Genomic DNA, 26,168 nt, shown 5'->3' with positions numbered 1-26,168 from the left:
GCGGTCAGCCCTTTCCCTGGCAGGATTCGAGATCGAAGGCGGCAAAGCGCGGCAGTTCCCCCGCGCCAAGCGGCACTTTCGGGGTGAAGCGGATGACCCTGGTCTCGCCGGAGAGCAGGTCGAACGCATTGTCGGAATAGCGCCCGGCGACATCCGCCTCGATCATCACATGCAGCGCCAGGCCGCTCGCCTTGACTGTGACATCAAAAGCGCCCTCGCCCGCAGGCGCCACGTCGAGCGTCAGGCCGGAGGGCTTGAGGTCCAGCGCCTTGTAGGTGCCGTTGACATGGTGCCCCTCGCCGCGCATGCCGTTCGACGCCTCGAAGGACCAGAACAACAGGTCGCCTTCCGGAATGTCGAAAGCTGCGATCGTCGCCAGCGTTGCCGCCCGGTCCGGGCTGCAGGTACCGGCGACCGCCGCGAGCGGCGTGCGCTGTCCGTCGAGCGAAACGAGGAAGGTCTGTAGCTCGACGGTCACCGGCTCGGCGATGTCGTTGACCATCGAGAAGGCGATCTCCTTGCCGTCGGTAGACGGAATGGCGGCGACCGACACCGGCTGGAAGAAGCGCCGCACCATGTAATGCATCGCCTTCCAGCTGCCGCCATAGTCGAGGCTCGACCAGGAGGCGACCGGCCAGGTGTCGTTGAGCTGCCAGTAGAGCGTGCCCATGCAATGGGGCTTCAGCGAGCGCCAGTAGTCGACGGCGGTTTTGATCGCCAGTCCCTGCTGCACCTGGCTCAGATAAACGAAGCTCGGAAAATCCTTAGGGAAGCGGAAGTAGCGGAACATCGTGCCGGCGATGCGCTCATTGCCGCCGACATTCTTCTGGTGGCTCTCGATCACGGGCGACGCGATGTTGAGATCCTTCTCGGCCGCGAACTGCCGAATGACCGGCATCGAGGTATAGGACTGGAAGCCGAATTCCGAGCAGAAGCGCGGCCGCACGGTCCGATAGTTGTCGAACGACTTGTTCTCGTGCCAGACCGACCAGTAGTGCATGTCGCCGGAACCATCGGCATGCCAGGCGTCGCCGAAGTCGAGATAGCCGGACGCCGGGCTCGACGGCCACCAGATCGCCTCTGGCAGCGCCGCCTTCAGCGCAACCTCGATGGTGCGGTTCAGGCGGTCGTAGGAGACGAGATAGCGGTCGCGATCCTTGCGCGGCTCGTCGAACCAGGTCAGCGCGCCGACGAGCTCGTTGTCTCCGCACCAGACCGCGATCGACGGATGCGACGACAGGCGCTTGGCCTGATAGTCCACCTCGGCGGCGACATTCTCGAGGAAATCCGGCGTCGAGGGATAGAGATTGCAGGCGAACATGAAGTCCTGCCAGACCAGGAGCCCGAGCCGGTCGCAGAGATCGTAGAACCAGTCCGGCTCGTAGAATCCGCCGCCCCACACCCGGATCATGTTCATGTTGGCATCGACCGCCGAGGTCAGAAGATCCTCGACGCCTTCGCGCGTCACCCGCGACGCCAGCGCGTCAGCCGGGATCCAGTTGGCGCCCTTGCAGAAGATCTCCCGGCCGTTGACGCGGAAAGCAAAGCGGCTGCCCGCCTCGTCCTTGTCGGTCAGAAGCTCGATGGTGCGCAAACCAATCTGGCGCGTTACCTGCTCTTGCGGCACCTCGACCGTCAGCTTTGACAGATGCTGCTCGCCACTGCCGGCCGGCCACCAGCGTTTGGGTTCGCTCACAGTGAAGACATGGGTGATGCGTGTCTCGCCCTTGCCGACGGCGCAGTCCAGCCGTTCGCGGTCCTCATCGAGGGAGAAATGCACCGGCACGATGCCCGGCCCATCGGCAAAGAGCGTCAGCGTCACCACCAGATCGACGCTGCCATCCTCCAGCCAGACCTGCTTCGTCGTCACATGCTCGATGCGCGCGATCTCCAGCCGGCAAAGGGCGATCTCTCCGTAGACGCCGAGCGGCGCTATCGCGAGGTTCCAGTCCCAGCCGAAATGGCACTGGGGTTTGCGCAGCATATTGCCGTTGGCGATCGGTGAATTGCCAGGGTGATAGGGCACGTAGAAGGGCTGCTCCGCCTGCCGCCGCGCGCCTTCAGCAATCGAGGAATGCAACACGATGCGAATGCGGTTTTCACCGGCGACGAGCGCCTTCGAAACATCAGGTCGATAGCGGCGGAAGCAGTTCTCAGCCTCGAGCACCGGCTTGTCGTTGACGAAGACGGACGCGACCGTGTCGAGGCATTCGAGGTCGAGATACCAATGGCCAGCGAGGTCCGCAGCCGCGACCGACACCGTGCGCTCGATCACCCAGTCCTTATGCGCTACCCACTGCACGTCGTTCTCGTTGCGGCCGACATAGGGATCGTCGATCACGCCGGCCTTCTGCAATGCCGAGTGCACGTCGCCCGGCAGCGCGATTGCCAGCGTGTGGCTGTTGTCGACGGAGGAGAGCTGCCAATCCCCCGAGAGATCGAGGCGGATGGCTGTGCGGGTGTAGTCCTCAGAGAGCATTGTCGTATTCCATGGGGTCGACCGGCAGCGCCGGCACAGTCATTGTCGGGATGGGCCGGGCAGCATTCCGCCCGGCGCCATCTCATTGTTTAAAGGCGATTCTCGCTCGTTGCATCGAAGATCGAGGCAACGCCCATGTCGAAGGAAAGCGTGACCGCCGTGCCCGGGGCATAGCGCCGCTGGCCGGCGATGCGCACCGACATCGATTGTCCCGCAAGCTTCAGCCAGAGCAGATTGTCGGCGCCCATCGGTTCCTCGATATCGACTACCGCCCGGTGCGACGCCGCTGCTCCGCTTGCCGCTTCGTCGACGCGCACATGTTCAGGCCTGAGGCCAAGAACGACTTTCTGCCCATGCACGAAGGGTGCGCGCGACGGATAGGCCGACACGTCGAAATCGACGCCGTTGGCGTGGACATAGGCGCGCTGGTCGCGAAGTTGCAGCTCGCCACGGAAGAAGTTCATCGACGGCGAGCCGATGAAGCCGGCAACGAACAGGTTTTCCGGGGCGTTGTAGATCGTCATCGGATCGGCAAGCTGCTGGATCACGCCGCTCTTCATGACGGCGATCCGGTCGGCAAGCGTCAACGCCTCGATCTGGTCGTGGGTGACGTAGATCATCGTGTTCTTCAGCGACTGGTGCAGCCGCTTGATCTCGACGCGCAGTTCCGAGCGCAGCTTGGCGTCGAGGTTGGAGAGCGGTTCGTCGAACAGGAACACGTCGACATCGCGCACCAGCGCCCGCCCGATCGCCACGCGCTGGCGCTGGCCGCCCGACAGTTCAGACGGCTTGCGCTTCAGGAGCGGCTGGATCTGCAGGATCTCGGCGGCACGACCGACACGCTTGTCGATCTCCTCCTTCGGCACTTTCGCGACCTGCAGGCCGAAAGAGAGGTTCTTTTCCACCGACATCTGCGGATAGAGCGCATAGGACTGGAACACCATGCCGATGCCGCGGTCCTTCGGCTCTTCCCAGGTGACGTTCTTGTTCTTGATGAAGATCTGCCCGTCGCTGACGTCGAGCAGGCCGGCGATGCAGTTGAGCAGGGTCGACTTGCCGCAGCCGGACGAGCCGAGCAGCACCAGGAACTCGCCGTCCTTGATGTCGAGGTTGAGCGTGTCGAGCACAGTGACGGCACCGAAGCTCAACGACAGGTCTTTGACCGATACGCTGACGTTTTGCATGTTGTTACCCTTTCACTGCGCCGGCGGCGATACCGCGGACAAAAAGCCGTCCGGAGACGAAGTAGACGAAGAGCGGAACCGCCCCGGTCAGGATCGTCGCCGCCATGTTGACGTTGTATTCCTTCACGCCCTGGACCGAGTTGACGATGTTGTTGAGCTGAACCGTCATCGGGTAATATTCCGGCCGGGTGAACACGACGCCGAACAGGAAGTCGTTCCAGATGCCGGTGACCTGCAGGATCATCGCCACGACGAAGATCGGCAGCGACATCGGCAGCATGATCTTGAAGTAGATCGTCCAGAAGCCGGCGCCATCGACGCGCGCGGCCTTGAACAGTTCCTCCGGCAGACCGGCGAAATAGTTGCGGAAGAGCAGCGTCAGGATCGGCATTCCGAAGATGGTGTGCACGATGATGAGGCCCGTGAGCGTGCCGTAAATGCCCATTTCCCTGAGCACGATGACGATCGGATAGATCATCACCTGATAAGGAATGAAGGCGCCGACGATCAGGATGGTGAAGAACAGTTCCGCACCCTTGAAGCGCCAGTTGGCGAGCGCATAGCCGTTGACCGACGCGATCGCGATCGAGACGATCGTCGAGGGAACCGTGATGCGCACAGAGTTCCAGAAGCCACGTGAAAGCCCGTCGCAGTTGAGCCCCGTGCAGGCGCTCGCCCAGGCCTTGACCCAGGGCTCGAAGGTGATTTCGACCGGCGGCGCGAAGATGTTGCCGAGCCGGATTTCCGGCATGCCCTTGAGCGAGGTCATGACCATCACATAGAGCGGCAGCAGGTAGTAGAGCGCGACGACGATCAACGTGCCGTAGATCATGATGTTGCGGCCCGAAAGCGCCCGGCGGGGCTTGGCGCCGCGGGGACCGGCGAGGACACGCGCGGCCTGGGCCTTGGGTGCGGCTTCTTCCGCCACAGAATTGAAAGCAACGATATCAGACACGCTTGCGCCCTCCCCCGAATTCCAGATAGGCCCAAGGCACGATGATGATGGCGACGGTGATGAGCATCATGGTCGAGGCGGCAAAGCCCTGTCCGAGGTTCTGTGCCTGGAACATGTAGTCGTAGACGTATTTTGCCGGCACTTCCGACGCGATGCCGGGACCGCCGCTCGTCTGCGCCACCACCAGATCGTAGACCTTGACGATGCCGCTCGCGATGATCACCAGCGTGGTGATGAAGACGCCGCGCATCATGGGGATGATGACGAAGATGTAGGTCTTCCACATCGGGATGCCGTCGACGCGCGCCGCCTTCCAGATGTCCTCGTCGATGCCGCGCAAGCCGGCCAGCATCAGGCACATGACGAGCCCGGTGCCCTGCCATAGGGCTGCGATCAGGATGCCGTAGATGACGATGTCGGCGTTATAGAGCGGATCGAAGGTGAAGCTTTCCCAGCCGAGCGAACGCACCACCGACTGGATGCCGAATTCCGGATTGAGCAGCCACTGCCAGACCAGGCCCGTCACGATGAAGGACAGGGCGAAGGGATAGAGCATGATGGTGCGGAAGGTGTTTTCGAAGCGGATCTTCTGGTCCATCAGCGCCGCCAGCACGAAGCCGATCAGCAGGCTGAAGATCAGCGAGAAGATGCCGTAGATGGCAAGGTTCTGCACCGAGATGAGCCAGCGGGGCGCTGCCCACAGCCGTTCGTATTGATCGAGGCCGACGAAGGACAGCCGCGGCAAGAGCTTGGAATTGGTGAAGGAATAGACGACCGTCCAGATCGTGCCACCGAGGAAGATCACCACGGCCGTCAGGATCATCGGGACGGAGGCAATCTTCGCGTTCAGGTTCCGCAGCCACTGGTTCGGCCGACCCGAACTCCGTGTGTGACCCGCCATGTTTCGTTCCTCCGGAACTGCATTGGGTTTCGGACGATGGGCAGCGCTGCGCGAAAATGGCGCCGGCGTCATGCCTCATCAGGGCGACAACCACTCCCAGGCAGCCCGCGCGCACGTCACGCGCCGACTGCCGGCACGGACGCACCGTGCCGCATGGGAGGCCTGACCAACCTTACCGAAGCAAGGCTGGCCAAGGCAGTTGCGGTTACTCCGCCGCGGCGATGATGTCGGCGAAGCGCTTCTGCGCGTCTTCCGGCGTGATCGACGGGTTGGCGAAAAATTCGGAGAACAGGTCCTCCTTCTGCTTCTGGCTGTCGGCCGAAAGCAGCTGGTCGGTGCCCTGGATCACGTTGCCCTTGGCAAGGATATCAAGGCCCTTCTTCATGCAGTCGTTGGCAGCAGCCAGATCGACGTCGCCGCGCACCGGCAGCGAGCCCTTCTTCAGGTTGAAGGCCACCTGCGTCTTCGGATCGAGCAGCGTCGAAGCGAGCGCTTCCTGCGCCTTAGACTTTTCCTCGTCCTTCAGGAGCGGGAAGTAGAAGGCATCGCCACCGGTCGAGATGATCTCGTTGACGCCGAGACCGGGCAAGCAGGTGTAGTCGGTTCCAGCCTTCTGGCCGGCAAGCGCGAATTCGCCTTGCGCCCAGTCGCCCATGATCTGGCCGCCGGCCTTGCCGGTGATCACCATGTTGGTCGCCTGGTTCCAGTCCTGGACATTGGTGCCCTTCGACATGCGGCGGGCGTCGTCCGCCGCCTTGAAGACCTTGGCGATCTCGGGGCCCGCGGCCACTTCCTCGTCCTTGTCGCCGAAGACCTTCTGGAAGGTATCCTTGCCGGCAATCGCCACCATCAAGACGTCGAAGGCGCCGGCTGCCTGCCACGGCTGACCGCCGACGGCGAGCGGCACGATGCCCGCCTTTTCGAGCGCCGGTGCGGCGGCAACGAATTCATCCCAGTTCTTCGGAACCTCGACGCCGGCCGTCTTGAAGGCGGCATTCGACAGCCACAGCCACTGCCAGGAGTGGATGTTGACCGGGGCGCAATAGATCTTGCCGTCGATCGTGCAGGAATCGAGCAGGCTCGCCGGCTTGATGATGTCCTTCCAGTGCTCGCGGGTTGCGACATCGGTGAGATCGCGCATCAATCCGGCCTGAACCAGTTCCTCGGCCTGGCGACCGTGGTTGAACTGCGTGGCGCCCATCGGGTCGCCACCGGTGATGCGGCTGATCATGATCGGGCGGGCGGTGCCGCCGGAGCCGGCGATCGCGCCATCGACCCAGTGATTGCCCGTCGCATCGAAGGCCTTGGCGAGTTCGGCGACTGCCGCCGCCTCACCGCCGGACGTCCACCAATGGGTCACCTCAAGATCGGCGGCACTCGCCGCACCGAGCGGCAGGGCCACGGCGGCTGAAAGCACCGCGGCGAAAGAACGTAAATTCATGAGTCTCCTCCCTCACTGTAACGTTACCGTAAAAAACTTAGTGCAATCGATTACAGGACGCAACACCCACCACAATCGATTTAAACAGAATCTTAAAAAACACCTATTGCGTGTAGATGGCGGAGGCATTCCAAAGCGCTTTGCACCCCCTGCCAGCACATTGCCGGCCAACGGGAAATCCCTATATCCTGCTGAAATTCATGTATTTTCGGCAAGAAAAGCACTCCATCGCCGGGATCGCCAGTTCGCACGTGCAAAAATCACGCGTCGAAGGCTCTGATTCAACCTGCCCGCTCCATCTTTCGCAGTGCAGCAACGAAAACGCTCGACATCGCAACTGTATCGTTACAGATTTGAAGCAATTTGATCCGTCCAAAGCAGCATAGCCGCCAATGACTTTTCGTATATAAGGCGAGGAAGTGACAGCGCGACGGCGCGGCGGACGGGACTGAACCGACGCGTTTCGCTGCCGGGTGGGCAAACCGGCGACGTGCGGACGAGAGAGTGGGCGGGTGACGGCAATGGACAACAAGACGAAAAACAGGCCGCAGTCACTGCCGGATGGGGCCCGGCCGACGCTGAAGACGATCGCCTTCATGACCGGGCTCGGCATCACCACGGTTTCGCGCGCATTGAAGGACGCGCCCGATATCGGCGCCGAAACCAAGGAGCGCGTCCGCCTCGTCGCCAAGCAGATCGGCTATCAGCCGAACCGCGCCGGCGTGCGTTTGCGCACCGGCAAGACCAATGTCATCAGCCTCGTCCTGACGCTCGAAGAAGAGATCATGGGCATCACCAGCCCGATGGTCGTCGGCATCACCGAGATCCTCGCCGGCACGCCCTATCACCTGGTCGTCACACCCTATAGCGCCGTCAAGGACGCGATGGCGCCGATCCGCTATATCCTCGACACGGGTGCAGCCGACGGCGTGATCATCTCGCGAACGGAGCCGCATGATCCGCGCGTGGCGTTGCTGACCGAACGCGGCCTACCCTTCGTCACCCACGGTCGCACCGAAATGGGCATCGTGCATCCCTATCACGACTTCGACAACGAGCGCTTCGCCTATGAGGCCGTGCGCAAGCTGGTGGCGCGCGGAAGGCGGAAGCTGGTGCTCCTGGAGCCGCCGCCGCACCTCACCTTCTATTCGCACATGCGCGCCGGCTTCGAGCGGGGCTTGCGCGACTTCCAGGCCGATGCGGTCGGCTTCCACCAGACCAATATCGACCATTCGCTGGTCGAGATCCGCGACGCCTTCGAGGTGCTGATGCGCTCCGAAGACGCACCCGACGGCATCGTCTCGGGCAGCGGTTCCGGTGCCATCGCGCTGATCGCCGGCCTGGAGATGGCCAAGAAGAAGCTTGTCGAAGACTGCGACATGGTCTCGAAGTCCCCGAGCGACTTCCTGCGCTGGCTGCGCCCGGAAGTGATGACCATGTACGAGGACATCCGTGTGGCCGGCCGTGAACTCGCAAAAGCCGTCATCGGACACATCGACGGCCAGCCGGCGGAAACGCTGCAGAGCCTCAGCCAGCCGGAGTTCCAGCCGCCGATCTCCCGTGGTTTGCGCGCCTGAGGCGATCGAGCACACACAAGAGAGTAAGGGGCCGGCGAACAGTTCTCCGCCCTCATCCCTGTGCCCCGTCACAGGGATCCAGCAGCGCCGCGTCCGCGGCGCGGAAGAGTCTTTTCAGCCCAAGGACTTGGGCTGGCTGGATTCCTGTGACAAGCACAGGAATGAGGACCTTGTAGATGGCCTACCCCCATTGCCTTGGCTATCCGAAAGCTCGTCATCGGCCCCGCGAAACGACGTGGAAACGCCCTCAAGTCTTGCTTGTGACGCAGAAACCTGCGACAGGCCGGGGCAACAATTGGGCGCGAGCGCGCCCCGCTCCTCCCTTCAGGCTACCGCAGACATGATCCGCATCGAAAACATCAGCAAGCAGCTCAGCCACCGCATCCTTTTCATCGAAGCCTCCGCCGCGCTGAACCGTGGCGAAAAGGTCGGCCTCGTCGGCCCGAACGGCGCCGGCAAGTCGTCGCTCTTCCGGATGATCACCGGCGAGGAAATCCCGGACGAAGGCCAGGTCGCCGTCGATAAGGGCGTCACCATCGGCTACTTCAACCAGGACGTCGGCGAGATGTCCGGCAACAGCGCTGTTTCCGAAGTGATGAACGGCGCCGGACCGGTGAGCGAAGTCGCCGCCGAGCTGCGCGAGCTCGAGGCCGCCATGGTCGATCCGGATCGCCTCGACGAGATGGACGCGATCATCGAGCGCTATGGCGAGGTGCAGGCGCGCTACGAGGAGCTTGACGGCTACGCGCTCGAGGGCCGCGCCCGCGAAGTGCTGGCGGGCCTGAGCTTTTCCCAGGAAATGATGGACGGTGACGTCGGCAAGCTCTCGGGCGGCTGGAAGATGCGCGTGGCGCTTGCCCGCATTCTCCTGATGCGGCCGGACGTGATGCTGCTCGACGAGCCGAGCAACCATCTCGATCTCGAAAGCCTGATCTGGCTCGAAGACTTCCTCAAGAACTACGACGGCGCGCTGATGATGACCTCGCACGACCGCGAGTTCATGAACCGCATCATCACCAAGATCATCGAGATCGACGCCGGCCAGCTCAATGCCTATTCGGGCGACTATGGTTTCTACGAACAGCAGCGCGCCCAGAACGAAAAGCAGCAGCAGGCGCAGTTCGAGCGCCAGCAGGCGATGCTTGCCAAGGAGATCAAGTTCATCGAGCGCTTCAAGGCACGCGCCTCGCACGCCTCGCAGGTGCAGAGCCGGGTGAAGAAGCTCGAGAAGATCGACCGGGTCGAGCCGCCGAAGCGCCGCCAGACGGTCAACTTCGAATTCCGCCCGGCGCCGCGCTCGGGCGAAGACGTCATCAACATCAAGGGCGTGCACAAGAAATACGGCAGCCGCAGCATCTATGAGGGGCTGGACTTCATGGTCCGCCGCCGCGAGCGCTGGTGCATCATGGGCATCAACGGCGCCGGCAAGTCGACGCTTTTGAAGCTCGTCGCCGGCTCGACCGAACCGGACGAAGGCAACGTTGCGCTCGGCGCCAGCGTCAAGATGGGCTACTTCGCCCAGCATGCGATGGACGTGCTCGACGGCGACCGCACGGTGCTGCAGCAGCTCGAAGATACCTTCCCGCAGGCAGGCCAGGCGCCGCTGCGCGCGCTTGCCGGCTGCTTCGGCTTTTCCGGCGACGATGTCGAGAAGAAGTGCCGGGTGCTTTCCGGTGGTGAGAAGGCGCGTCTCGTCATGGCAATCATGCTCTTCGACCCGCCGAACCTCCTGGTGCTCGACGAGCCGACCAACCACCTGGACCTCGACACCAAGGAAATGCTGATCAAGGCGCTCGCGGACTACGAAGGCACCATGCTCTTCGTCTCGCACGACCGCCACTTCCTCGCGGCCCTTTCCAACCGTGTGCTGGAACTGACGCCCGAAGGCATCCATCAGTATGGCGGCGGCTATACGGAATATGTCGAGCGCACCGGCCAGGAAGCGCCGGGTCTCCGGGGCTGACAGATTTAAAGCGAGCTGGGCGTCGCGCGCCGGCGCCCAGCATTTCGCAGTCACCGCCTTCCTCGGCGGGGACCGAGGACCTGCAAGCAGAGCCCAGACGCAAAACGCGACCCCGCTCTAAATCGGAACTGAAAAAACTAGGTTCTTGTGAAGCGCTGCCGTGGCAGCCCACCGATCCTAACGGATCGCCGCGCGAAATCGATGGGACTTTGGTCCGACTCTCGCAGCCAAAGGTCTGAGTGTCATTGTCGCGCCATGCACCGGTCACATATTGGGACGGCTGGGGCACCATCGCAGCAAGCACACGCTGCCAATCACTTGAGATAGGTGATGTTCGGCATGACATCGAAAATTGCATGGAAAGACCGGTTGACCGATAGCGCGTGGGACTTCCTGTCCAATCCCCTCACCACCGGCATCTATCTGGCGCTCGCCATGCTTTGTGCTTTCGTCGGCAGCGCGACGACCGATATTCCGGCCTACCTGCTCATGGCCATCGGCTTTCTGCTGGTGATCTTCGTCGACCCACCGAAGCGGCTGGGCAAGCTGCGGGACCGACGCCGCCGCACGCCGCGGCCAAACACGGTCACGCCCTTCGTGCGGCGCACCGACGAGCGCGAAACGCTGCGGGGCTCTCAGGGCTCGGGCAAGCACAACGGGTCGCAAGACCGCCGCCGCGCTTCGCGGCGCTAGCCGCCTGCACTGGCTTATGTGTTAGCCATGGGCGTGTCGCAAACCGTCCCTGCAGGAACAATCGGCACCTTCGACCGTTCCCCTGACGCATACTCACAGGAACGGACGCATGACGTCCACGGTGCACGAAGGTCATCCGGCATGGATGGCGAAGAAAGCGCGTGGGCACGATGAAGATGAAACATTATGTCTTTCAGATCTTTCGCGCCGCCTTCACCGACAGGCTGGTGTTGATCATCGTTGTGCTGATGATCGCCTCGCTGTTCGTCATCCTGCCGATCAAGTCCTGCTCCAATCCCAGCGCGACGGGTGGTGGTGAAGCAGCCGAAGGACCGGCCTCCGTCTCGATGACTGTCTAACACCCGATCGAGCCAGGCATCGCCCAAACGCAAACGGGGCGACCTGAAAGGCCGCCCCGCACTGCATGACCGATATCCGGTACTTAGGCGTTGAGGCCGCTGCCCCACGGTCCGTGGTGGCTGTCGGCGCCATCGACGCGGTCGAAGCCGTGCGCGCCGAAGAAGTCGCGCTGCGCCTGGATGACGTTGGCCGTGCCGCGGCCGCGGCGGTAGCTGTCGAAATAGCCGAGTGCCGAGGCAAGCGCCGGCACAGGCAAGCCGCCGAGAACGGCCGCCGAGACGACGCGGCGCAGTGCCCCGTCGGTGTCCTTGACCATGGCGGCAAAGGCCGGCGTGACGATCAGGTTGGCGGCATCAGGCGCCTTGGTGAAGGCGGTGGTGATTTCATCCAGGAACTGCGAACGGATGATGCAGCCGGCGCGCCAGATCTTGGCAATCGTTGGCATCGGCAGGTTCCAGTTGAACTCCTTGGACGCCGCCGACATCACGGCAAAGCCTTGCGCATAGGCGCCGATCTTGGCGGCAAGCAACGCGCTTTCGAGATCCTTGATGAAGGCAGCCTTGTCGGCCACCTTGAATTCGCCGACCGGAGGCAGGCCGAGGATCTTCTCGGCAGCTTCGCGCTCTTCCTTGGCAGACGAAATGCTGCGCGCGGCAACGGCCGCTTCGATCGCGGTTGCCGGAACGCCCATGTTCTGCGCCTCGATCACCGACCACTTGCCCGTGCCCTTCTGGCCGGCCTTGTCGAGGATCAGGTCGACGATCGGCTTACCGGTCAGCGGATCAGCGGCCTTCAGCACCTTCTCGGTGATCTCGATCAGGTAGGAGTTGAGGCGACCCTTGTTCCAGGTGCCGAAGACTTCGCCGATCTCGGTCGCCGACATCTTCAGGCCATCGCGCAGGATGCCGTAGATTTCGGCGATCATCTGCATGTCGGCATATTCGATGCCGTTGTGGATGGTCTTGACGAAGTGGCCGGCGCCGTTTTCGCCGAGCCAGGCGACGCACGGGTCGTTTTCGTACTTCGCGGCGATCGAGGTCAGCACGGTCTCGACGCGCTTCCACGATTCTTCCTTGCCGCCGACCATGATCGACGGGCCGTGGCGCGCACCTTCTTCACCGCCGGAAACGCCCATGCCGATGAAGGTCAGGCCCGAGTCCTTCAGCGCCTCGAAGCGACGCATCGTGTCGCGGAAGTTGGCGTTACCGGCATCGATCATGATGTCGCCCTTGGCCAGATACGGCTTCAGGATTTCCATCTGCTGGTCGACCGGCTCACCGGCCTTGATCATGATGATGATCGGCCGCGGCGGGCGGATGGCGGCGACGAATTCTTCAATGGTGTCGCAGGGCACGATCTGGCCCTGGAGTTCGCCGGCTTCCGCGTAGAATTTGTGCGTGGCCTCGACGGTGCGGTTGAACACCGCGATCTTGTTGCCTTTTTCAGCGATGTTGAGCGCCAGGTTCGAGCCCATGACGCCGAGGCCGATTAGGCCGATTTCCGCCTGTGACACGTGATTGTCTCCTTGGACAGAAGTGCCGGGCGCGATCGGGATAAGCGCGTCAGAGCCGGCTCTTCGAATTGAACTTCGCCCCGTCGCGCGGGGCTCTGTCGAAGGCCCGGGCGCGAGAAGCGACGGCGGAGGTTGTTTTGGCATTCAAATCGATTAAGGACAAGTGATTACTGACGAAATCACTTCTTTTCGGGCTTTCCGTCGCCATCGTCGAGCACCCGCCAGGAGGCCCCTTCGAGGTCTTCGTACTGGCCGCTCTTCAGCGCCCAGAGGAAGGCGACGAGGCCGATCCCACCGAGAAACAGCGCGATGGGAATGAGATAGATCAGCGTGTTCATGAGGCGCTCCCGACCGGCCGCAGCGTGACGGCTGCCTTCTGTTCGGCTGCCTCCGCGACATTGCCGGTCGCCGCGCGCAGGCGCAAGGCATTGGCAACGACGATCACCGACGAGGTCGACATGGCAACCGCCGCGATCAGCGGCGTGGCATAGCCGAGGATCGCGATCGGCACGGCGATGACGTTATAGCCGATCGCGAGCGCAAAGTTCTGGCGGATCAGCCGCCCGGCCCGGCGCGACGTATCGATCGCCATCGGCACGGCGTTCAGCCCCTGGTGCAGGAAGACGAAGTCTGCCGCCTGGCGGCCGACATCGGCCGCCGTTGCCGGCGCCATCGAGACGTGAGCCGCCCTGAGTGCCGGCGCGTCGTTGATGCCGTCGCCGACCATCAGCACCCGGTGACCGCCCTCGGCAGCCGCCGCACATTCGTCGACCTTGCCGCGCGGCGTCAGTTCCGCCTTGTAGCGTTCGATGCCGATCCGACGGGCGAGCGCCGCGACGACAGGCTCGCGGTCGCCGGAGAGAATGCCGGTCGACAGGCCGAGGCGTCCAAGTTCCTCGATGCTTTCGCGGGCGAAGGGCCTCAGCCTATCCTCGAAGCGGAAGCAGGCGAGTTCGCGGCCGTCGAGCGACAGGATCACTTCCGACTGCCCCGTCGCCTCGCCGGCATCGCCACAGGCAAAGGCGCGGCTGCCGAGCCGGTAGACGCCGGCCTCCGTCTGCGCCTCGATGCCGGCACCGGGGATTTCGCGGATGTCGCCATTGACGACGGGCGCGAGCGCCGCCGCATCATGAATGGCCATCGCCAGCGGATGGCGCGAATGCACGGCGAGCCCCGCCGCCGTCGCGAGGATCGAAGGCTGAATGTCCTGGCCGTTGACGAGGCGCGGCTCTCCAACCGTGAGCGTGCCCGTCTTGTCGAGCAGCACCGTATCGATCTCGGCAAGCCGTTCCATCGCCGAGCCGTCCTTGACCATGACGCCGTTCTGGAAGAGCCGTCCGGCGGCAATCACCTGCACGACAGGTACGGCAAGGCCAAGTGCGCAGGGGCAGGTGATGATGAGCACCGCGACCGCGACCAGCATCGCATGGTGGAAATCGCCATTGACGAACATCCAGCCGATGAAGCTCAAGAGCGCCAGCAGATGCACCGCCGGCGAATAATACTGCGCCGCGCGGTCGGCGATGCGGCGATAGCGCGCCCTGCCCCCTTCGGCGGCTTCCATCAGCCCCATGATCTCGGCCAGCAGCGAGTCGCGTGCCGCCGCCGTCGCCTCGATCGTCAGCGGTCCTGTAAGGTTCAGCGTTCCCGCTTCGACGGTGTCGCCAACCTTGACCGGCGCCGGTGCGCTCTCGCCGTTGACGATCGAGCGATCGAGATCGCTGGCGCCGAGGAGAATGCGGCCGTCCACGGGGATGCGCTCGCCGGCAGCGATCGCCAGCTTTTCGCCGGGCTTGATCTCGTCGACGGGGCGATACTCACGTCCGCCCTCAGCATCCACCACCATGGCGCCGCGCGGCGAGAGCCGCGCCAGGCCGCTGATGGCCGAGCGGGCGCGCCCGCGCATCATGTGGTCGAGCGTGCGGCCGATCAGCAGGAAGAAGAGCAGCATCACCGTGCCGTCGAACCAGGCATGGGTGCCGTGGGTGATCGTCTCATAGAGAGAGATCGAATAGGAGAGCGTGATCGCGAGCGCGATCGGCACGTCCATGTTGGTGCGGCCGTGCTTCAACGCGTTCCAGGCGGACGCGTAGAAGAAGCGTCCGGCATAGATCAGCGTCGGCGCGGCAATCAGCGCCGAGATCCAATGAAAGAGATCGCGGGTTGCCGCCTCCGCCCCCGACCAGACGGAGACCGAAAGCAGCATGATGTTGGCCGAGGCAAAGCCCGAGACCGCAACGGCGCGCACCAGCTTTTTCAGCGTCTGGTCGCCGTCTTCCTCGCCCGGTGCGAAAAGATGGGTTTCGTAGCCGCGCGAACGGATGGCCCGCGCCAGCTCCCGCGGATCGGTACGGGCGCCGTTGACCTCTTCCTTCCAGACGATCGACACGCGCCGGGACGAAAGGTTCACGCGCGCCCGGTCGACCTCCGGCCGCGTCTTCAAGGCGCCTTCAAGCGTGGTGATGCAGGCGCCGCAATGCACGCCGGGCACGCTCAAATCCGTCTGGCGCAGACCGCCGCCGAGCGAACGGCTTGTCAGCCAGAGCTCTTCGGTTGTCGGCAGTCCCTGCCCGGCCCTGTCGATCTCCAGAGCCATTTCGGTTCCGGGGGCGCAGCAGCTCATTGGGCGGCTCCCGGCACCATGAAGCGGATCGCCTGGCGATAGACGACGGTGTCGCCCGATGTCGCGGTGATGTCGGCGATCCACTGGCCGCGCTTCAGCGCGGTTGCGGCAACGAAGACGCCCTCGCCCTGATGCGCCATCTCGACCGTGACATCCTCATGCTCCTCGACCGGGCGCTTCAGCACCGCGACCACCTTGTCGGCGGTCATCTCGGGATTGCCCCGGCGCGTCAGCGTGTAGCGCAACGCCTCGTTTTCGACGCTGAGCTTGCCATCGAGACCGTCGGCAACAAAGGCCTTGGCCTCTTTCACCTTGCCGTTGAACTGCTGGCTCGCAACGTAGGTGTTCTGCACCACGAGCCCGCTCCAGCTGTTGCTGGCGTTCCAGGCCATGATCAGGTTGACGGTGATGATGGTGCCGAAGAACAGCACCATGACGCCGAGCATGTGCCAGCCGGTGAAAGGCCGCGGTGCTTTTGCCGGCTTCGCCCCTGCCTGGTTTGTTGTCATTTTGCGGCTCCCGGGCTGTTGAAGTTGGCCTTGTAGACGTCGCGCTCGTGGCTCGACGGATCCTCGACGATGAGGCTGAAACCGTCAGCCGCTTCGGTCAACTTGTCCTTCGGCAGTGTCACGAACACCTTGACCGCCGTCACCTTGTCCGGATCGACACCGAGGGCAAAGGTGCGTCCGTCGCCCGGCGCTTGGCCGGCGATGCGCATGGTCGCCGAGGGCATGCCGTCGATGGCGAGCGTAATCGTGCGTTGTTCCGGGATCATGTTCAAGAGCTTGACCATGTAGCCGTTGCGTACCGAACCGTCGGATTCGACGACGAATTGCGGATTGCGGTCGTGCAGCACGTTGAGCTCCAGCCGGTCGCGCGACAGAAGCGCATAGAGCAGACCGATACCGACCAGAGTCCAGACGCCGAGATAGACGAGCACGCGCGGGCGGAAGACGATCTTCCAGTTGAAGTGGCGCACCTTGTCGGAAAATGCGCCGTCTGCGTTGCGCACCCGGCCCGGATCGATCGCCGCCGTGCCGCCATTGGTGGCAAGCGCCATGTTTGCGGCATAGTCGTTGAGCGTCGCATAGGAGATCAGACCGCGTTCGCGGCCGAGCTTGTCCATGACGCCGTCACAGGCATCGATGCAGAGCGCGCAGGTGATGCATTCGAGTTGCTGGCCGTCGCGAATGTCGATGCCCATCGGACAGACGACGACGCAGGCGTTGCAATCGACGCAATCGCCGACGGCCTCCCCGGCGGCAACGGCCTTCTTCTGGTGACGCGAACGCGGTTCGCCGCGCCAGTCGTTATAGGTCACGACCAGCGAGTTTTCATCGAGCATCGCCGCCTGGATGCGCGGCCACGGGCACATATAGGTGCAGACCTGCTCGCGCATCAGCCCACCGAAGACATAGGTCGTCGCCGTGAGGATAGCGACGGTCATGTAGGCGACCATGGGCGCTTCCAGCGAAACGAAGCTTTTCAGAAGCGTCGGCGCATCGGCGAAATAGAAGATCCAGGCGCCGCCCGTGGCGATGCCGATCATGATCCAGATCGAGTGCTTCGACACCCGCTTGACGACCTTGTCGAACGTCCAGGGACCGGCATCGAGCTTCATGCGGGCATTGCGGTCGCCTTCGATGTAGCGTTCGACCACCAGGAAGAGATCGACCCAGACCGTCTGCGGACAGGTATAGCCGCACCAGGCGCGGCCGACGGCAGACGTCACCAGGAACAGGCCGAAGCCGGCCATGACGAGCAGGCCTGCGACGAAGAAGAACTCCTGCGGCCAGATCTCGATGAAGAAGAAGTAGAAGCGCCGGGCGGCGATATCGACGAGCACCGCCTGATCCGGTGCATGCTCACCGCGATCCCAACGGATCCAGGGCGTCAGATAATAGATGCCGAGCGTGACCAGCATCACCAGCCACTTGAAGCGGCGGAAACTGCCTTCGGCGCGCTTGGGGAAGATCTTTTTGCGCTTTTCGTAGAGCGGCTTGCGCACATGCGCCGCATTGACCGGTTCGGCCTCATGACGTTCGACAGAGGCAGGATTTGCGGCGGATTGTGGGCTCATTTGTGGGAAATCCCCGGATATGTCATGTATTGCACCACGTTTTGCCTGATTTGGCCGCCGAAAACGTTGATCTGTGTCAAGTTTGCGGGCTAAAGCGCCAGCATGCGGCGAAAGGTCCGGGCATTCGCAGGATGCCTGGCTCAAGCGAAGTGAACGGCCTTTCCCATCCGATCCGCATTGCGGTTCGCCACGTCACCACACCTTGCAATACCAAAGAGGAACCGCATGGACGCGATCATCGGCTTTCTGAACACGATCTTTTGGGGCTACGTGCTGATCTACGGCCTGCTCGCCGTCGGCATCTATTTTACGCTGCGCCTCGGCTTTCCGCAGATTGTGCATTTCGGCGAGATGTTCCGGGTCTTGAGCAGCGGCGGCTCGAAGGATGCGGCCGGCATCAGCCCGTTCCAGGCACTGACCGTCAGCCTCGCCTCGCGCGTCGGCACCGGCAACCTCGCCGGCGTTGCCGTGGCGCTTTATCTCGGTGGTCCGGGTGCGACCTTCTGGATGTGGATGGTGGCGCTCGTCGGCATGGCAACGGCCTATGCGGAGAGCGCGCTGGCGCAGCTCTACAAGGTGCGCAACGAAAACGGCCAGTATCGCGGCGGTCCTGCCTTCTACATCGCCCGCGGCCTCAACGCGCCCTGGGCGGCGACGATCTTCTCCGTCTGCCTGATTCTCTCCTTCGGCCTCGTCTTCAACGCCGTTCAGGCCAATTCCATCGCCGACGCCGTCCAGGGCGCCTTTGGCGTGCCGAAGATCGCCGTCGGCGTCGCGGTTGCAACCATCTCCGGAATCGTCATCTTCGGCGGCATCCGCCAGATCGCCCGCGTCGCCGAAATCGTCGTGCCCTTCATGGCGATCGCCTATCTCTTGACCGCGATCTACGTGCTCGTCGTCAACGCATCGATCGTGCCGAGCGTGCTGTGGACGATCATCTCCAGCGCCTTCGGCCTGCAGGAGGCGGCAGGCGGCGTTGCCGGCGGGGTCACGGCGGCGATGATGAACGGCGTCAAGCGCGGCCTCTTCTCCAACGAGGCCGGCATGGGCTCGGCCCCGAACATCGCGGCCGTTGCCACGCCCGTGCCGCATCACCCGGCGTCGCAAGGCTTCGTGCAGTCGCTCGGCGTCTTCATCGATACCATCCTGATCTGCACCGCGACCTCGGTCATGATCCTGCTGTCGGGCACCTTGGAACCGGGCTCCGGCGTCACCGGCACGCAGCTGACGCAGGCGGCGATGAACGTGCATATCGGCTGGGCCGGCAGCTACTTCATCGCGGTCGCGATCTTCTTCTTCGCCTTCACCTCGATCATCGGCAACTATTCCTATGCGGAGAACGCGCTCACCTATCTCGGCGGCGCCAATCGCGCCGGCGTTCTCGTCATGCGCTGCGCCGTGCTCGTCATGGTCGTCTGGGGCGCGTCCGAAAGCATCACAACGGTGTTCGACGCGGCAGACGCCTCCATGGGCCTGATGGCGACGATCAACCTCATTGCCATCGTGCTCCTCTCCGGTACCATTGCCAAACTGACGAAGGACTATTTCGCCCAGCGCCGGCAGGGTCTCGATCCGGTCTTCCATGCAGCCGACTATCCGGAACTGCAGGGCCAGATCGACGGCGAGATCTGGTCGCGCGAAGAGGCGATCGGCACCGGGCGAAGCTTGGAGGAAAAGGCATGGACGGCGCCCTCGGGCCGCTGACACAGACGAAGCTGCTTGCGCCAGAACCGACGCTGGCCAAGCGGCGCGGCATCTATCAAGAGCATGCCGCGCCCGGCGAACTTGGCCGCCATGTCGAATGCCTCTGGCGCCACCAGTTGCTGGAAGGGACGGCCGCCCCCATCGCGGTCGTGCCCGACGGCTGCGTCGATATCCTCTGGTCCCGGCACGGCCTGGCGGTTGCCGGGCCCGACCGGGTAGCCGCCTTCCCGGTCTTTGCGCCCGGCACCGATATCATCGGCCTGCGCTTCCGCCCGGGCATCGCAGCCTCCTTCCTGCGCACATCGCTTTCGCAGATCCTCGGCGAGGTCGTCCCGCTCGACGCCTTCTGGGGCCGTGCCGCGCGCGAACTCGAAACCAGGATTGAGGATGCACCCGATGCGGCCAGCCGCGCCGCGATGCTGGCGGAAGCGGTGCTTGAACGCCTGCCGGCCGTCTCGTCGCCACCGGGCGATATCGCCGCCACCCTTGCCCAACTGCGGCAGTGCCATGGCTCGTCCGACAACCCCATCCGCGACCTCGCGGCCGCCACCGGCACCAGCCAAAGGACGCTGAGGCGCCGCTGCCACGAGCATTTCGGCTACGGCGCCAAGACGCTCGACCGCATCCTGCGCCTGCAGCGCTTCCTCGGCGCATGCCAAAGGGAACCCTCCGCCACGCTCGGCGTGCTTGCGCTCGATGCCGGCTATGCCGACCAGGCGCATCTGTCGCGCGAGGCCCGGGAACTCACCTCGCTCTCGCCCGCCAAAATCCGCCGCCAGCTCGCAGCTGACCGGCAAGCGGCCTGACTGGCCGTTTCGTTCAAGACCGGTGAGACCACCCATGCTACTGCTTCGCTCAGGAGAACAAAGCATGGCAACACTGGAAGCAAGGATCGTTCACACCACCATCAGCCGCGACTGGCGCGAGGTCTATGCCTTCATGGCAAAGCCCGAAAACATGCCGCGCTGGGCGTCCGGTCTCTCATCGGGCCTAATCCGCGACGGCGACCATTGGCTGGCGCCGGGCCCTCTCGGCAATGCCCGCGTGCGCTTTGCGCCGGACAACGACTTCGGCGTCGTCGATCATCTCGTCACGCTGGAAGACGGCACAGAGGTCCACAATGCGTTGCGCGTCGTGCCGAACGGCGACGGCGCGGAGGTGATGTTCACACTGCTGCGCCAGCCGGGCATGAGCGCGGAACAATTTGCCGGCGACGCCGGCTGGGTGGCGAAGGACCTCGCCACCTTGAAATCGATCATGGAATCCGGAGAAGACAGATAAAATGGGTAACAAGGGCAACGACAGCCGCATCGACTATGTCGAGTTCAACGTCTCCGACATCGCCGCCACCAAGGCCTTCTACGGCAGCGCCTTCGGCTGGACCTTCACCGATTACGGTCCGGAATATTGCGAGTTCCAGGACGGCCGACTGACCGGCGGCTTCACCACCACCGGCCCTGTCGGCAGCGGCGGACCGCTGATCATCCTCTATGCCGACACGCTGGAGGACATGCTCGCCCGCGTCGAAAAGGCCGGCGGCAGGATCGTCAAGCCGATCTTTTCCTTCCCCGGCGGAAGACGCTTCCATTTCGCCGACCCGGATGGCTACGAACTGGCGGTCTGGTCGGCGCAGTAAGGCTGAGACACTCAGGGAGGTAGAGCGGGGAAGATGGCGGCAGCGTCGCCTCACGGGCGCAGTGGCCGCCTCCTCTCCACCCTCATCTCTGTGCTTGTCACAGAGATCCAGCGGCCGTTCGTCCGCACGGCAAGAGGCGCTGAGCCAAAACACGCCGGCCGCTTTTGTCGCGCCGCCGACGCGGCGCGGCTGGATTTCTGTGACAAGCACAGAAATGAGGGAAGTTGAAGAGACGGCAGCGCGCGTGCCATTCGCGCTGCGTGCCTCGCTGCGTAATCGGCAATCAACCGATACGTCCGGGACTGTGTCGCCCCCGTAACCTGTGGACAGGCCCTCCCGCTTTACGCCGGTTTAATCTCTACACGTCAGAATTGCGCGCGACGAACACGAGGGCGCGCAAGAGCATGGCCGACACGCATGATTTTCTGAAGAACTCCGTCATCATCGGCGCCCATCCCGATGACGAGTTGCTGTGGTTCACCTCGATCCTCAACAAGGTCGATGAGGTGATCATCCTTTATCGCGACATCTGGTCTGAGCCGCAGATGGGCGACGCGCGCACCGCTGCGATCAAGGCCTATCCGCGCGGCAACGTGCGCTTCCTCGAAATGGAGGAAACCGGCTCGTTTGACTGCGCCGACTGGACGAACCCGAAGCCCGGCCCCTTCGGCATGGAGTTCGGCACCGAAGGCACGCGCCGCGAAGCCAAGCGCATCGTCAAGAAGTCGCTGTCGCAGATCATGCCCGGCAGCTTCCGCCACTCGACCCGGCCGATCGCCCAGGCTTACCGCGACAATTACGAGACGCTCTACCGCACGCTGCTGCCGCTGCTGAAGCCCGACATGAACGTCTTCACCCACAATCCCTGGGGCGAGTATGGCCACGAGGATCACGTGCAGGTCTTCCGGGTCCTCGACCGCCTGCGCGACGAGATCGGCTTCAAGCTCTGGATGTCCAACTATTGCACCGAGCGCTCCATGCCGCTCGCCATGCAGTATTTCAGCCGCCGGCCGCAAAACTACATCCGCCTGCCGGCTGACAAGGGTTTTGCCGAGCAGGTGGCCAACATCTATCGCCAGCACGGCTGCTGGACCTGGCGCGACGATTGGGTCTGGTTCGACGACGAGTGTTTCATGGAAGCGCCGTCAAGCAAGCCGGAAAGCGGCGGTTTTCACCTCCTGCCGATGAACCTCTTCAACTTCGGCACGGTCGTGAAGCGGCCGGTCAACACGTCGCTGCTTCTCGGCACGGCGCTGTCGAGCGTTGTCGTCGGCGCCACCATCGCCGCAGCTCTCGAATAGGACGCGCCAAAGCGCCGGCAGCTTCGGTTATCGCTCCCGGGCGAGCGCCGGCTCGGCGAAATAGACCACCATGCGCAGATGCCGGTGTTCGTCCACCACCAGCGTCTCGTGGCGGAAACGCAGGCTCTCGGCTGCAGCATCGATCAGGGATCCGATCCCGCGCCGGGCCTCGTCGCCGCCGGGGGCTGCCCACCAGCGCCTGAAATCGGCCGAAAGGTCCTTGAGGCTTTCGACCAGGGCCAGCATCGACGGATCATCCGGGGCCACGGCGAAATCATATCGGAACTGGGCGAGCAGCTTCGGCGCGTCTTCGCGCCAGGCGGGCATACGCCGCCGCATCTCGGGATCGGCAAACACCATCTGCAAAATATTGCCAAGCTCCGGCCGCCGGGCACTGAAGCCGAACAGCGCGTCCGCCGCCGCATTCCAGGCAACGACATCCCAGCGCAGGTTGACCACATAGGCCGGCCGCGCCGTCAGCTCATCCAGCAACTGCTGGACCAAAGGCGAAACGGTGACGCGATGATGCGCCTCCGGCGGCGGCGGCCGCTTGTGGGCCAGCAGGAACAGATGGCTGCATTCGGCGTCATCGAGCTTCAGCGCCCGCGCCACATTCAACAGGAACGCCTCCGACACCTTGATGTCGCGCCCCTGCTCGAACCAGGTGTACCAGGTGAGCCCGACGCCGGCGAGCGCTGCCACCTCCTCGCGCCTGAGGCCGGGGGTGCGCCGCCGGCCGTTGAACGCGAGCCCAGCATCGGCCGGCGTCAGCTTCGCCCGGTGCCGCGTCAGAAACTCCGACAGCTCGTTCTTGCTTCGCTCAAGGCTTCGTTCGTTCACGCTATTGCTCTTAGTAATAGGATAAATACTTAAATTGTAACAGGACTAGTGTGCCTTGAAGATGTGGTTTCCGCAACCAGCCCAAGCGAAGACGGAGATCACTTTTGACAATGCTCAGCGACCGACCACCCCACCTCACCGAGGGACACCCCGTCCATGCGGCCCCCGCAGAACCGCGCGCGGGCCTGCGGGAATGGGCCGGCCTTGCCCTGCTCGCACTCCCCACCATCCTGCTCGGGCTCGATCTGACGCTGCTGCATCTGGCCTTGCCGGCGCTGGCGGCAGACCTGAAGCCCACAAGCACGCAGGCGCTCTGGATCGTCGATGCCTACGGCTTCATGATCGCCGGCTTTCTGATCACCATGGGAACGCTCGGCGATCGCATCGGTCGGCGCAAGCTGCTGATGCTCGGTGCCGCCGCCTTCGGCGTCGCCTCGATCCTTTCGGCCTATTCCATCAGCGCCACCATGCTGATCGCCGCACGCGCGGCCCTCGGCATTGCCGGCGCAACGCTGATGCCGCCGACGCTGGCGCTGATCAGCAACATGTTTTTAAACCCGCACCAGAGGGCGCTTGCGATCGGGGTGTGGGCAACCATGTTCGCGCTTGGCATGGCGGCGGGGCCGATCGTCGGCGGCATCCTGCTCGAACGCTACTGGTGGGGTGCGGCCTTCCTCGTCGCACTGCCGATCGTCGGGCTGCTGCTCATCGTCGCGCCGTTCCTGCTGCCGGAATACCGTGCCCCGCAATCGGAGCGGCTGGACATGACGAGCGTGGCGCTGTCGCTGGCGGGGCTGCTTCCCATCGTCTACGGTATCAAGCAGATCGCCAAGGATGGCTTCGGACTCGCTGCCGTGCTCGGTCTGACCGTCGGCCTCGTCGCCACACTGCTCTTCATCCGGCGGCAACGCCGGTTGCGAAGCCCGCTGATCGACCTCGAACTCTTCTCCGACCGCGCTTTCCGCACAGCGCTGTTGATCCTCCTGGTCGGCCTGACGGCCGTCGGCGGCACGATGCTGCTCGTCACCCAGTATCTGCAGCTCGTCGTCGGGCTTTCTCCCCTGTCGGCAGGCCTCAGAATGGGACCCTCGGCGCTCGCCATGCTTTTGGCCGGCATCACCGCACCGCTCATCGCCCGGCGCTTCGGCCCCGGCCCCGTGATCGCAACGGCGCTGGCGCTCTCCGTGGTCGGCTACCTCCTGCTCGCCCTACTCGATTCCTCCCCAGGCGGTGTCGGGCTGGTGACGGCCGCATTCGCGCTCGTCTATCTCGGCCTCGGCACCATTGCCGCGCTTGGCACCGATCTCGTCGTCAGCGCAGCGCCCGCCGAAAAGGCCGGTTCGGCCTCGGCCCTCTCCGAAGTGGTGCAGGAACTCGGTCTTGCGGTCGGTATCGCCACGCTCGGCAGCCTGACGACGGCGGTCTACCGCGCCGAAATGTCCGGCCAGACAGAGGTTGCCGGCGATATCGGCCACAGACTGTCGGACAGCCTCGCCGGCGCCGTATCCGTCGCGACCGAGCTACCGGGGGGCATGCTGGAGCAAGCCCAGGCCGCCTTCATGACCGGTTTCAACGCAGCCGCCACCATTTGCGCCTTCGCCATCGCCATCATGGCCATCCTAGCGGCTGTGACTCTAAGGCATGTTTGTCCAGCCAAGGAACTGAAACCCTGATGAGTATCCATTTGCTAGCGATGGGCTGAGTTTGCGAGTCACTCCTCGGCAGCCTGGGCTACTCACAAGATCCCAGTTGCCGGAATCGGATAAAATTCCTATCTTCTACACGGTAGGTCCGCCGATCACTCCCGACGCTGGGCGTCTTATTCGGGGTATGGTTGCACTAGGAAGCAGCCTAGCAACGCCGAACGAAACAGGAGCCGGGGCCTACCACCATAATGGCCGAGTGAAATCGTATCCATAGAACTCAAAGATCTCTTGTTGATCCGAGCTTATGTCTGCCGACCAGCAAGGCGTAGGTTGTAGTACAACCCCGTAGTCGTGATACGCCCCGGCGTCCGAGAAGGCCATCCTGGGGGCCAATGCACGCGCGTAGCTCCCCTCACATGGGCCAGTGTCCAAATTGTCTATCGCTTGATAAAATGCACTCGCAACCACATCCGCTAATTGCAATCCCGCCCTCTGATAATGGGGGTAATTTTCTACGAGGTGGGGGCTCATAACCTCCCATCTTGGAACCCACTTGTCCAAGACCGGTCTTCCGCCCCGGGCCTGCCTCATTAGAAGCTGATGGTAGGCAGCTGTTTGGCTATAGGAATGGCCGCCGGACTGGGAAAAGACAAACTTCACGTGGCGACGTGGCAGAAATTGACGCACCGCCCGACGCGAGCACCAGTGCGTAACTCGTTCAATAAGTATACGAACAAGCCAGTTGTAGAACCATTGCTTTGATAGAACTTTTTCGGCGCGCTCATTTCTATGCCGCCGCATATTCTTTTTATTCGAGGCTACCACGAAGAGCCGGACAGGTAGTTTCGCCAACTCTTTCGCAACTACAAGCCGGTTCCCATCAGACAGATCTTTGAAGTGGATGATCTCGGTGTTGCTCTCACCAACGGACTTGTTGATGTCAGCGACCCACCCTTTAATGCTAGAGTCTCGTGATCTGCTGACGACCACTGCGGATACGGTCATCCACTCAGTGCTTCCCCTATCGTCGATAGGACGTACACGCTTGAGCCCCGGATCTCCTGACTCGTCAATGTAAGCTACAAACTCGTAGTCTGGAGCAGTCAATTAGTCCCCCAACCAAACAAGATCCCCGCTCAATCATTCGTCGGTTTCCAACGAGTTGAGCTCATGCAGAACTGTCTCCGCCTCGCAGGATGCATTCAATCAGTGGTGGAGTCGAGAGGAGTTTGCAGTCGATACTCGCTTAGACAAAAAAGGAAGGCCGCATCT

The 26,168-nt window shown here is 63.2% G+C and carries 22 protein-coding genes; 10 read left to right on the top strand and 12 right to left on the bottom strand.

Going from position 1 to position 26,168, the window contains the following annotated elements; genetic code table 11:
• Positions 1 to 4: 4 nt before the first annotated feature.
• The 5 genes from M2267_RS08695 to M2267_RS08675 all read right to left on the bottom strand — a co-directional run bounded on the left by M2267_RS08695 (position 5) and on the right by M2267_RS08675 (position 6,960).
• The gene (locus M2267_RS08695) at positions 5 to 2,479 is read right to left on the bottom strand and encodes a beta-mannosidase (protein ID WP_429114008.1); all 2,475 of its coding nucleotides are present in this window, start codon (positions 2,477 to 2,479) and stop codon (positions 5 to 7) included.
• Positions 2,480 to 2,568: 89 nt separating this feature from the next.
• Entirely contained in the window at positions 2,569 to 3,663 is a 1,095-nt protein-coding gene (locus tag M2267_RS08690) for an ABC transporter ATP-binding protein (RefSeq protein WP_429114005.1), read from the bottom strand.
• A gap of 4 nt (positions 3,664 to 3,667) precedes the next feature.
• A complete protein-coding gene (locus M2267_RS08685) occupies positions 3,668 to 4,618 on the bottom strand; it encodes a carbohydrate ABC transporter permease (RefSeq protein WP_427346739.1) in 951 nt (316 codons plus the stop codon).
• On the bottom strand, positions 4,611 to 5,519 hold the full coding sequence (locus M2267_RS08680) for a carbohydrate ABC transporter permease (RefSeq protein WP_429114003.1): 909 nt from the start codon (positions 5,517 to 5,519) through the stop codon (positions 4,611 to 4,613). Before M2267_RS08680 ends, M2267_RS08685 begins: the two co-directional genes overlap by 8 nt.
• Positions 5,520 to 5,724: 205 nt before the next feature.
• A complete protein-coding gene (locus tag M2267_RS08675; protein ID WP_429114002.1) occupies positions 5,725 to 6,960 on the bottom strand; it encodes an ABC transporter substrate-binding protein in 1,236 nt (411 codons plus the stop codon).
• 521 nt (positions 6,961 to 7,481) lie between these two features.
• Here M2267_RS08675 and M2267_RS08670 point away from each other — a divergent pair.
• From M2267_RS08670 to M2267_RS08655, 4 genes are all read left to right on the top strand, one after another.
• Positions 7,482 to 8,537 (top strand): LacI family transcriptional regulator, encoded by a 1,056-nt coding sequence (locus M2267_RS08670; RefSeq protein WP_043625119.1) that lies wholly within the window; start codon positions 7,482 to 7,484, stop codon positions 8,535 to 8,537.
• 340 nt (positions 8,538 to 8,877) lie between these two features.
• A complete protein-coding gene (locus M2267_RS08665) occupies positions 8,878 to 10,500 on the top strand; it encodes an ABC-F family ATP-binding cassette domain-containing protein (RefSeq protein ID WP_429114000.1) in 1,623 nt (540 codons plus the stop codon).
• Between the two features lie 330 nt (positions 10,501 to 10,830).
• Positions 10,831 to 11,193, top strand: coding sequence for a hypothetical protein (locus M2267_RS08660; protein WP_429113999.1), 363 nt, complete (start codon positions 10,831 to 10,833; stop codon positions 11,191 to 11,193).
• 170 nt (positions 11,194 to 11,363) lie between these two features.
• Positions 11,364 to 11,552 (top strand): hypothetical protein, encoded by a 189-nt coding sequence (locus M2267_RS08655; protein WP_429113997.1) that lies wholly within the window; start codon positions 11,364 to 11,366, stop codon positions 11,550 to 11,552.
• 83 nt (positions 11,553 to 11,635) lie between these two features.
• On the opposite strand, the gene gndA is transcribed toward M2267_RS08655, so the two are convergent.
• From gndA to ccoG, 5 genes are all read right to left on the bottom strand, one after another.
• A complete protein-coding gene (gene gndA / locus M2267_RS08650) occupies positions 11,636 to 13,066 on the bottom strand; it encodes an NADP-dependent phosphogluconate dehydrogenase (protein WP_429113995.1) in 1,431 nt (476 codons plus the stop codon).
• Between the two features lie 179 nt (positions 13,067 to 13,245).
• Positions 13,246 to 13,404 carry a cbb3-type cytochrome oxidase assembly protein CcoS gene (gene ccoS / locus M2267_RS08645; RefSeq protein WP_043615060.1) on the bottom strand — a complete coding sequence of 53 codons (159 nt, stop codon included), beginning with the start codon at positions 13,402 to 13,404 and terminating at the stop codon, positions 13,246 to 13,248.
• Complete coding sequence (locus tag M2267_RS08640; protein WP_429113993.1) at positions 13,401 to 15,689, bottom strand: cation-translocating P-type ATPase; 2,289 nt, start codon at positions 15,687 to 15,689, stop codon at positions 13,401 to 13,403. Before M2267_RS08640 ends, ccoS begins: the two co-directional genes overlap by 4 nt.
• Positions 15,686 to 16,198, bottom strand: coding sequence for a FixH family protein (locus tag M2267_RS08635; protein ID WP_429113991.1), 513 nt, complete (start codon positions 16,196 to 16,198; stop codon positions 15,686 to 15,688). The genes M2267_RS08640 and M2267_RS08635 overlap by 4 nt, the downstream gene beginning before the upstream one ends.
• Positions 16,195 to 17,769 (bottom strand): cytochrome c oxidase accessory protein CcoG, encoded by a 1,575-nt coding sequence (gene ccoG, locus M2267_RS08630; RefSeq protein WP_429113989.1) that lies wholly within the window; start codon positions 17,767 to 17,769, stop codon positions 16,195 to 16,197. The genes M2267_RS08635 and ccoG overlap by 4 nt, the downstream gene beginning before the upstream one ends.
• 225 nt (positions 17,770 to 17,994) lie before the next feature.
• On the opposite strand from ccoG, the gene M2267_RS08625 reads away from it, so the two are divergent.
• The 5 genes from M2267_RS08625 (at position 17,995) to M2267_RS08605 (ending at position 22,410) form a co-directional block, all read left to right on the top strand.
• Complete coding sequence (locus tag M2267_RS08625; RefSeq protein WP_429113986.1) at positions 17,995 to 19,473, top strand: alanine/glycine:cation symporter family protein; 1,479 nt, start codon at positions 17,995 to 17,997, stop codon at positions 19,471 to 19,473.
• Complete coding sequence (locus tag M2267_RS08620; RefSeq protein WP_429113984.1) at positions 19,449 to 20,279, top strand: helix-turn-helix domain-containing protein; 831 nt, start codon at positions 19,449 to 19,451, stop codon at positions 20,277 to 20,279. Before M2267_RS08625 ends, M2267_RS08620 begins: the two co-directional genes overlap by 25 nt.
• A 64-nt stretch (positions 20,280 to 20,343) precedes the next feature.
• A complete protein-coding gene (locus tag M2267_RS08615; protein WP_429113983.1) occupies positions 20,344 to 20,754 on the top strand; it encodes an SRPBCC family protein in 411 nt (136 codons plus the stop codon).
• Between the two features lies 1 nt (position 20,755).
• Positions 20,756 to 21,109, top strand: coding sequence for a VOC family protein (locus tag M2267_RS08610; RefSeq protein WP_429113982.1), 354 nt, complete (start codon positions 20,756 to 20,758; stop codon positions 21,107 to 21,109).
• 404 nt (positions 21,110 to 21,513) lie between these two features.
• A complete protein-coding gene (locus tag M2267_RS08605) occupies positions 21,514 to 22,410 on the top strand; it encodes a hypothetical protein (protein ID WP_043617320.1) in 897 nt (298 codons plus the stop codon).
• A 27-nt stretch (positions 22,411 to 22,437) separates the two neighbouring features.
• On the opposite strand, the gene M2267_RS08600 is transcribed toward M2267_RS08605, so the two are convergent.
• A complete protein-coding gene (locus M2267_RS08600; RefSeq protein ID WP_429113980.1) occupies positions 22,438 to 23,250 on the bottom strand; it encodes a helix-turn-helix transcriptional regulator in 813 nt (270 codons plus the stop codon).
• 110 nt (positions 23,251 to 23,360) lie between these two features.
• Between M2267_RS08600 and M2267_RS08595 the strand changes: the two genes are divergently transcribed.
• Positions 23,361 to 24,923 carry an MFS transporter gene (locus M2267_RS08595; protein ID WP_429114520.1) on the top strand — a complete coding sequence of 521 codons (1,563 nt, stop codon included), beginning with the start codon at positions 23,361 to 23,363 and terminating at the stop codon, positions 24,921 to 24,923.
• Between the two features lie 210 nt (positions 24,924 to 25,133).
• Here M2267_RS08595 and M2267_RS08590 read toward each other — a convergent pair whose 3' ends face one another.
• Positions 25,134 to 26,003: a DUF3800 domain-containing protein gene (locus M2267_RS08590; protein WP_429113979.1), complete on the bottom strand. Its 870-nt coding sequence runs from the start codon at positions 26,001 to 26,003 to the stop codon at positions 25,134 to 25,136.
• Positions 26,004 to 26,168: the final 165 nt, after the last annotated feature.

It is taken from the genome of Ensifer sp. KUDG1 (genome assembly GCF_050434285.1).
Classification (GTDB): Bacteria; Pseudomonadota; Alphaproteobacteria; order Rhizobiales; family Rhizobiaceae; genus Ensifer.
This window is presented reverse-complemented; position numbering and strand designations above follow the sequence as displayed.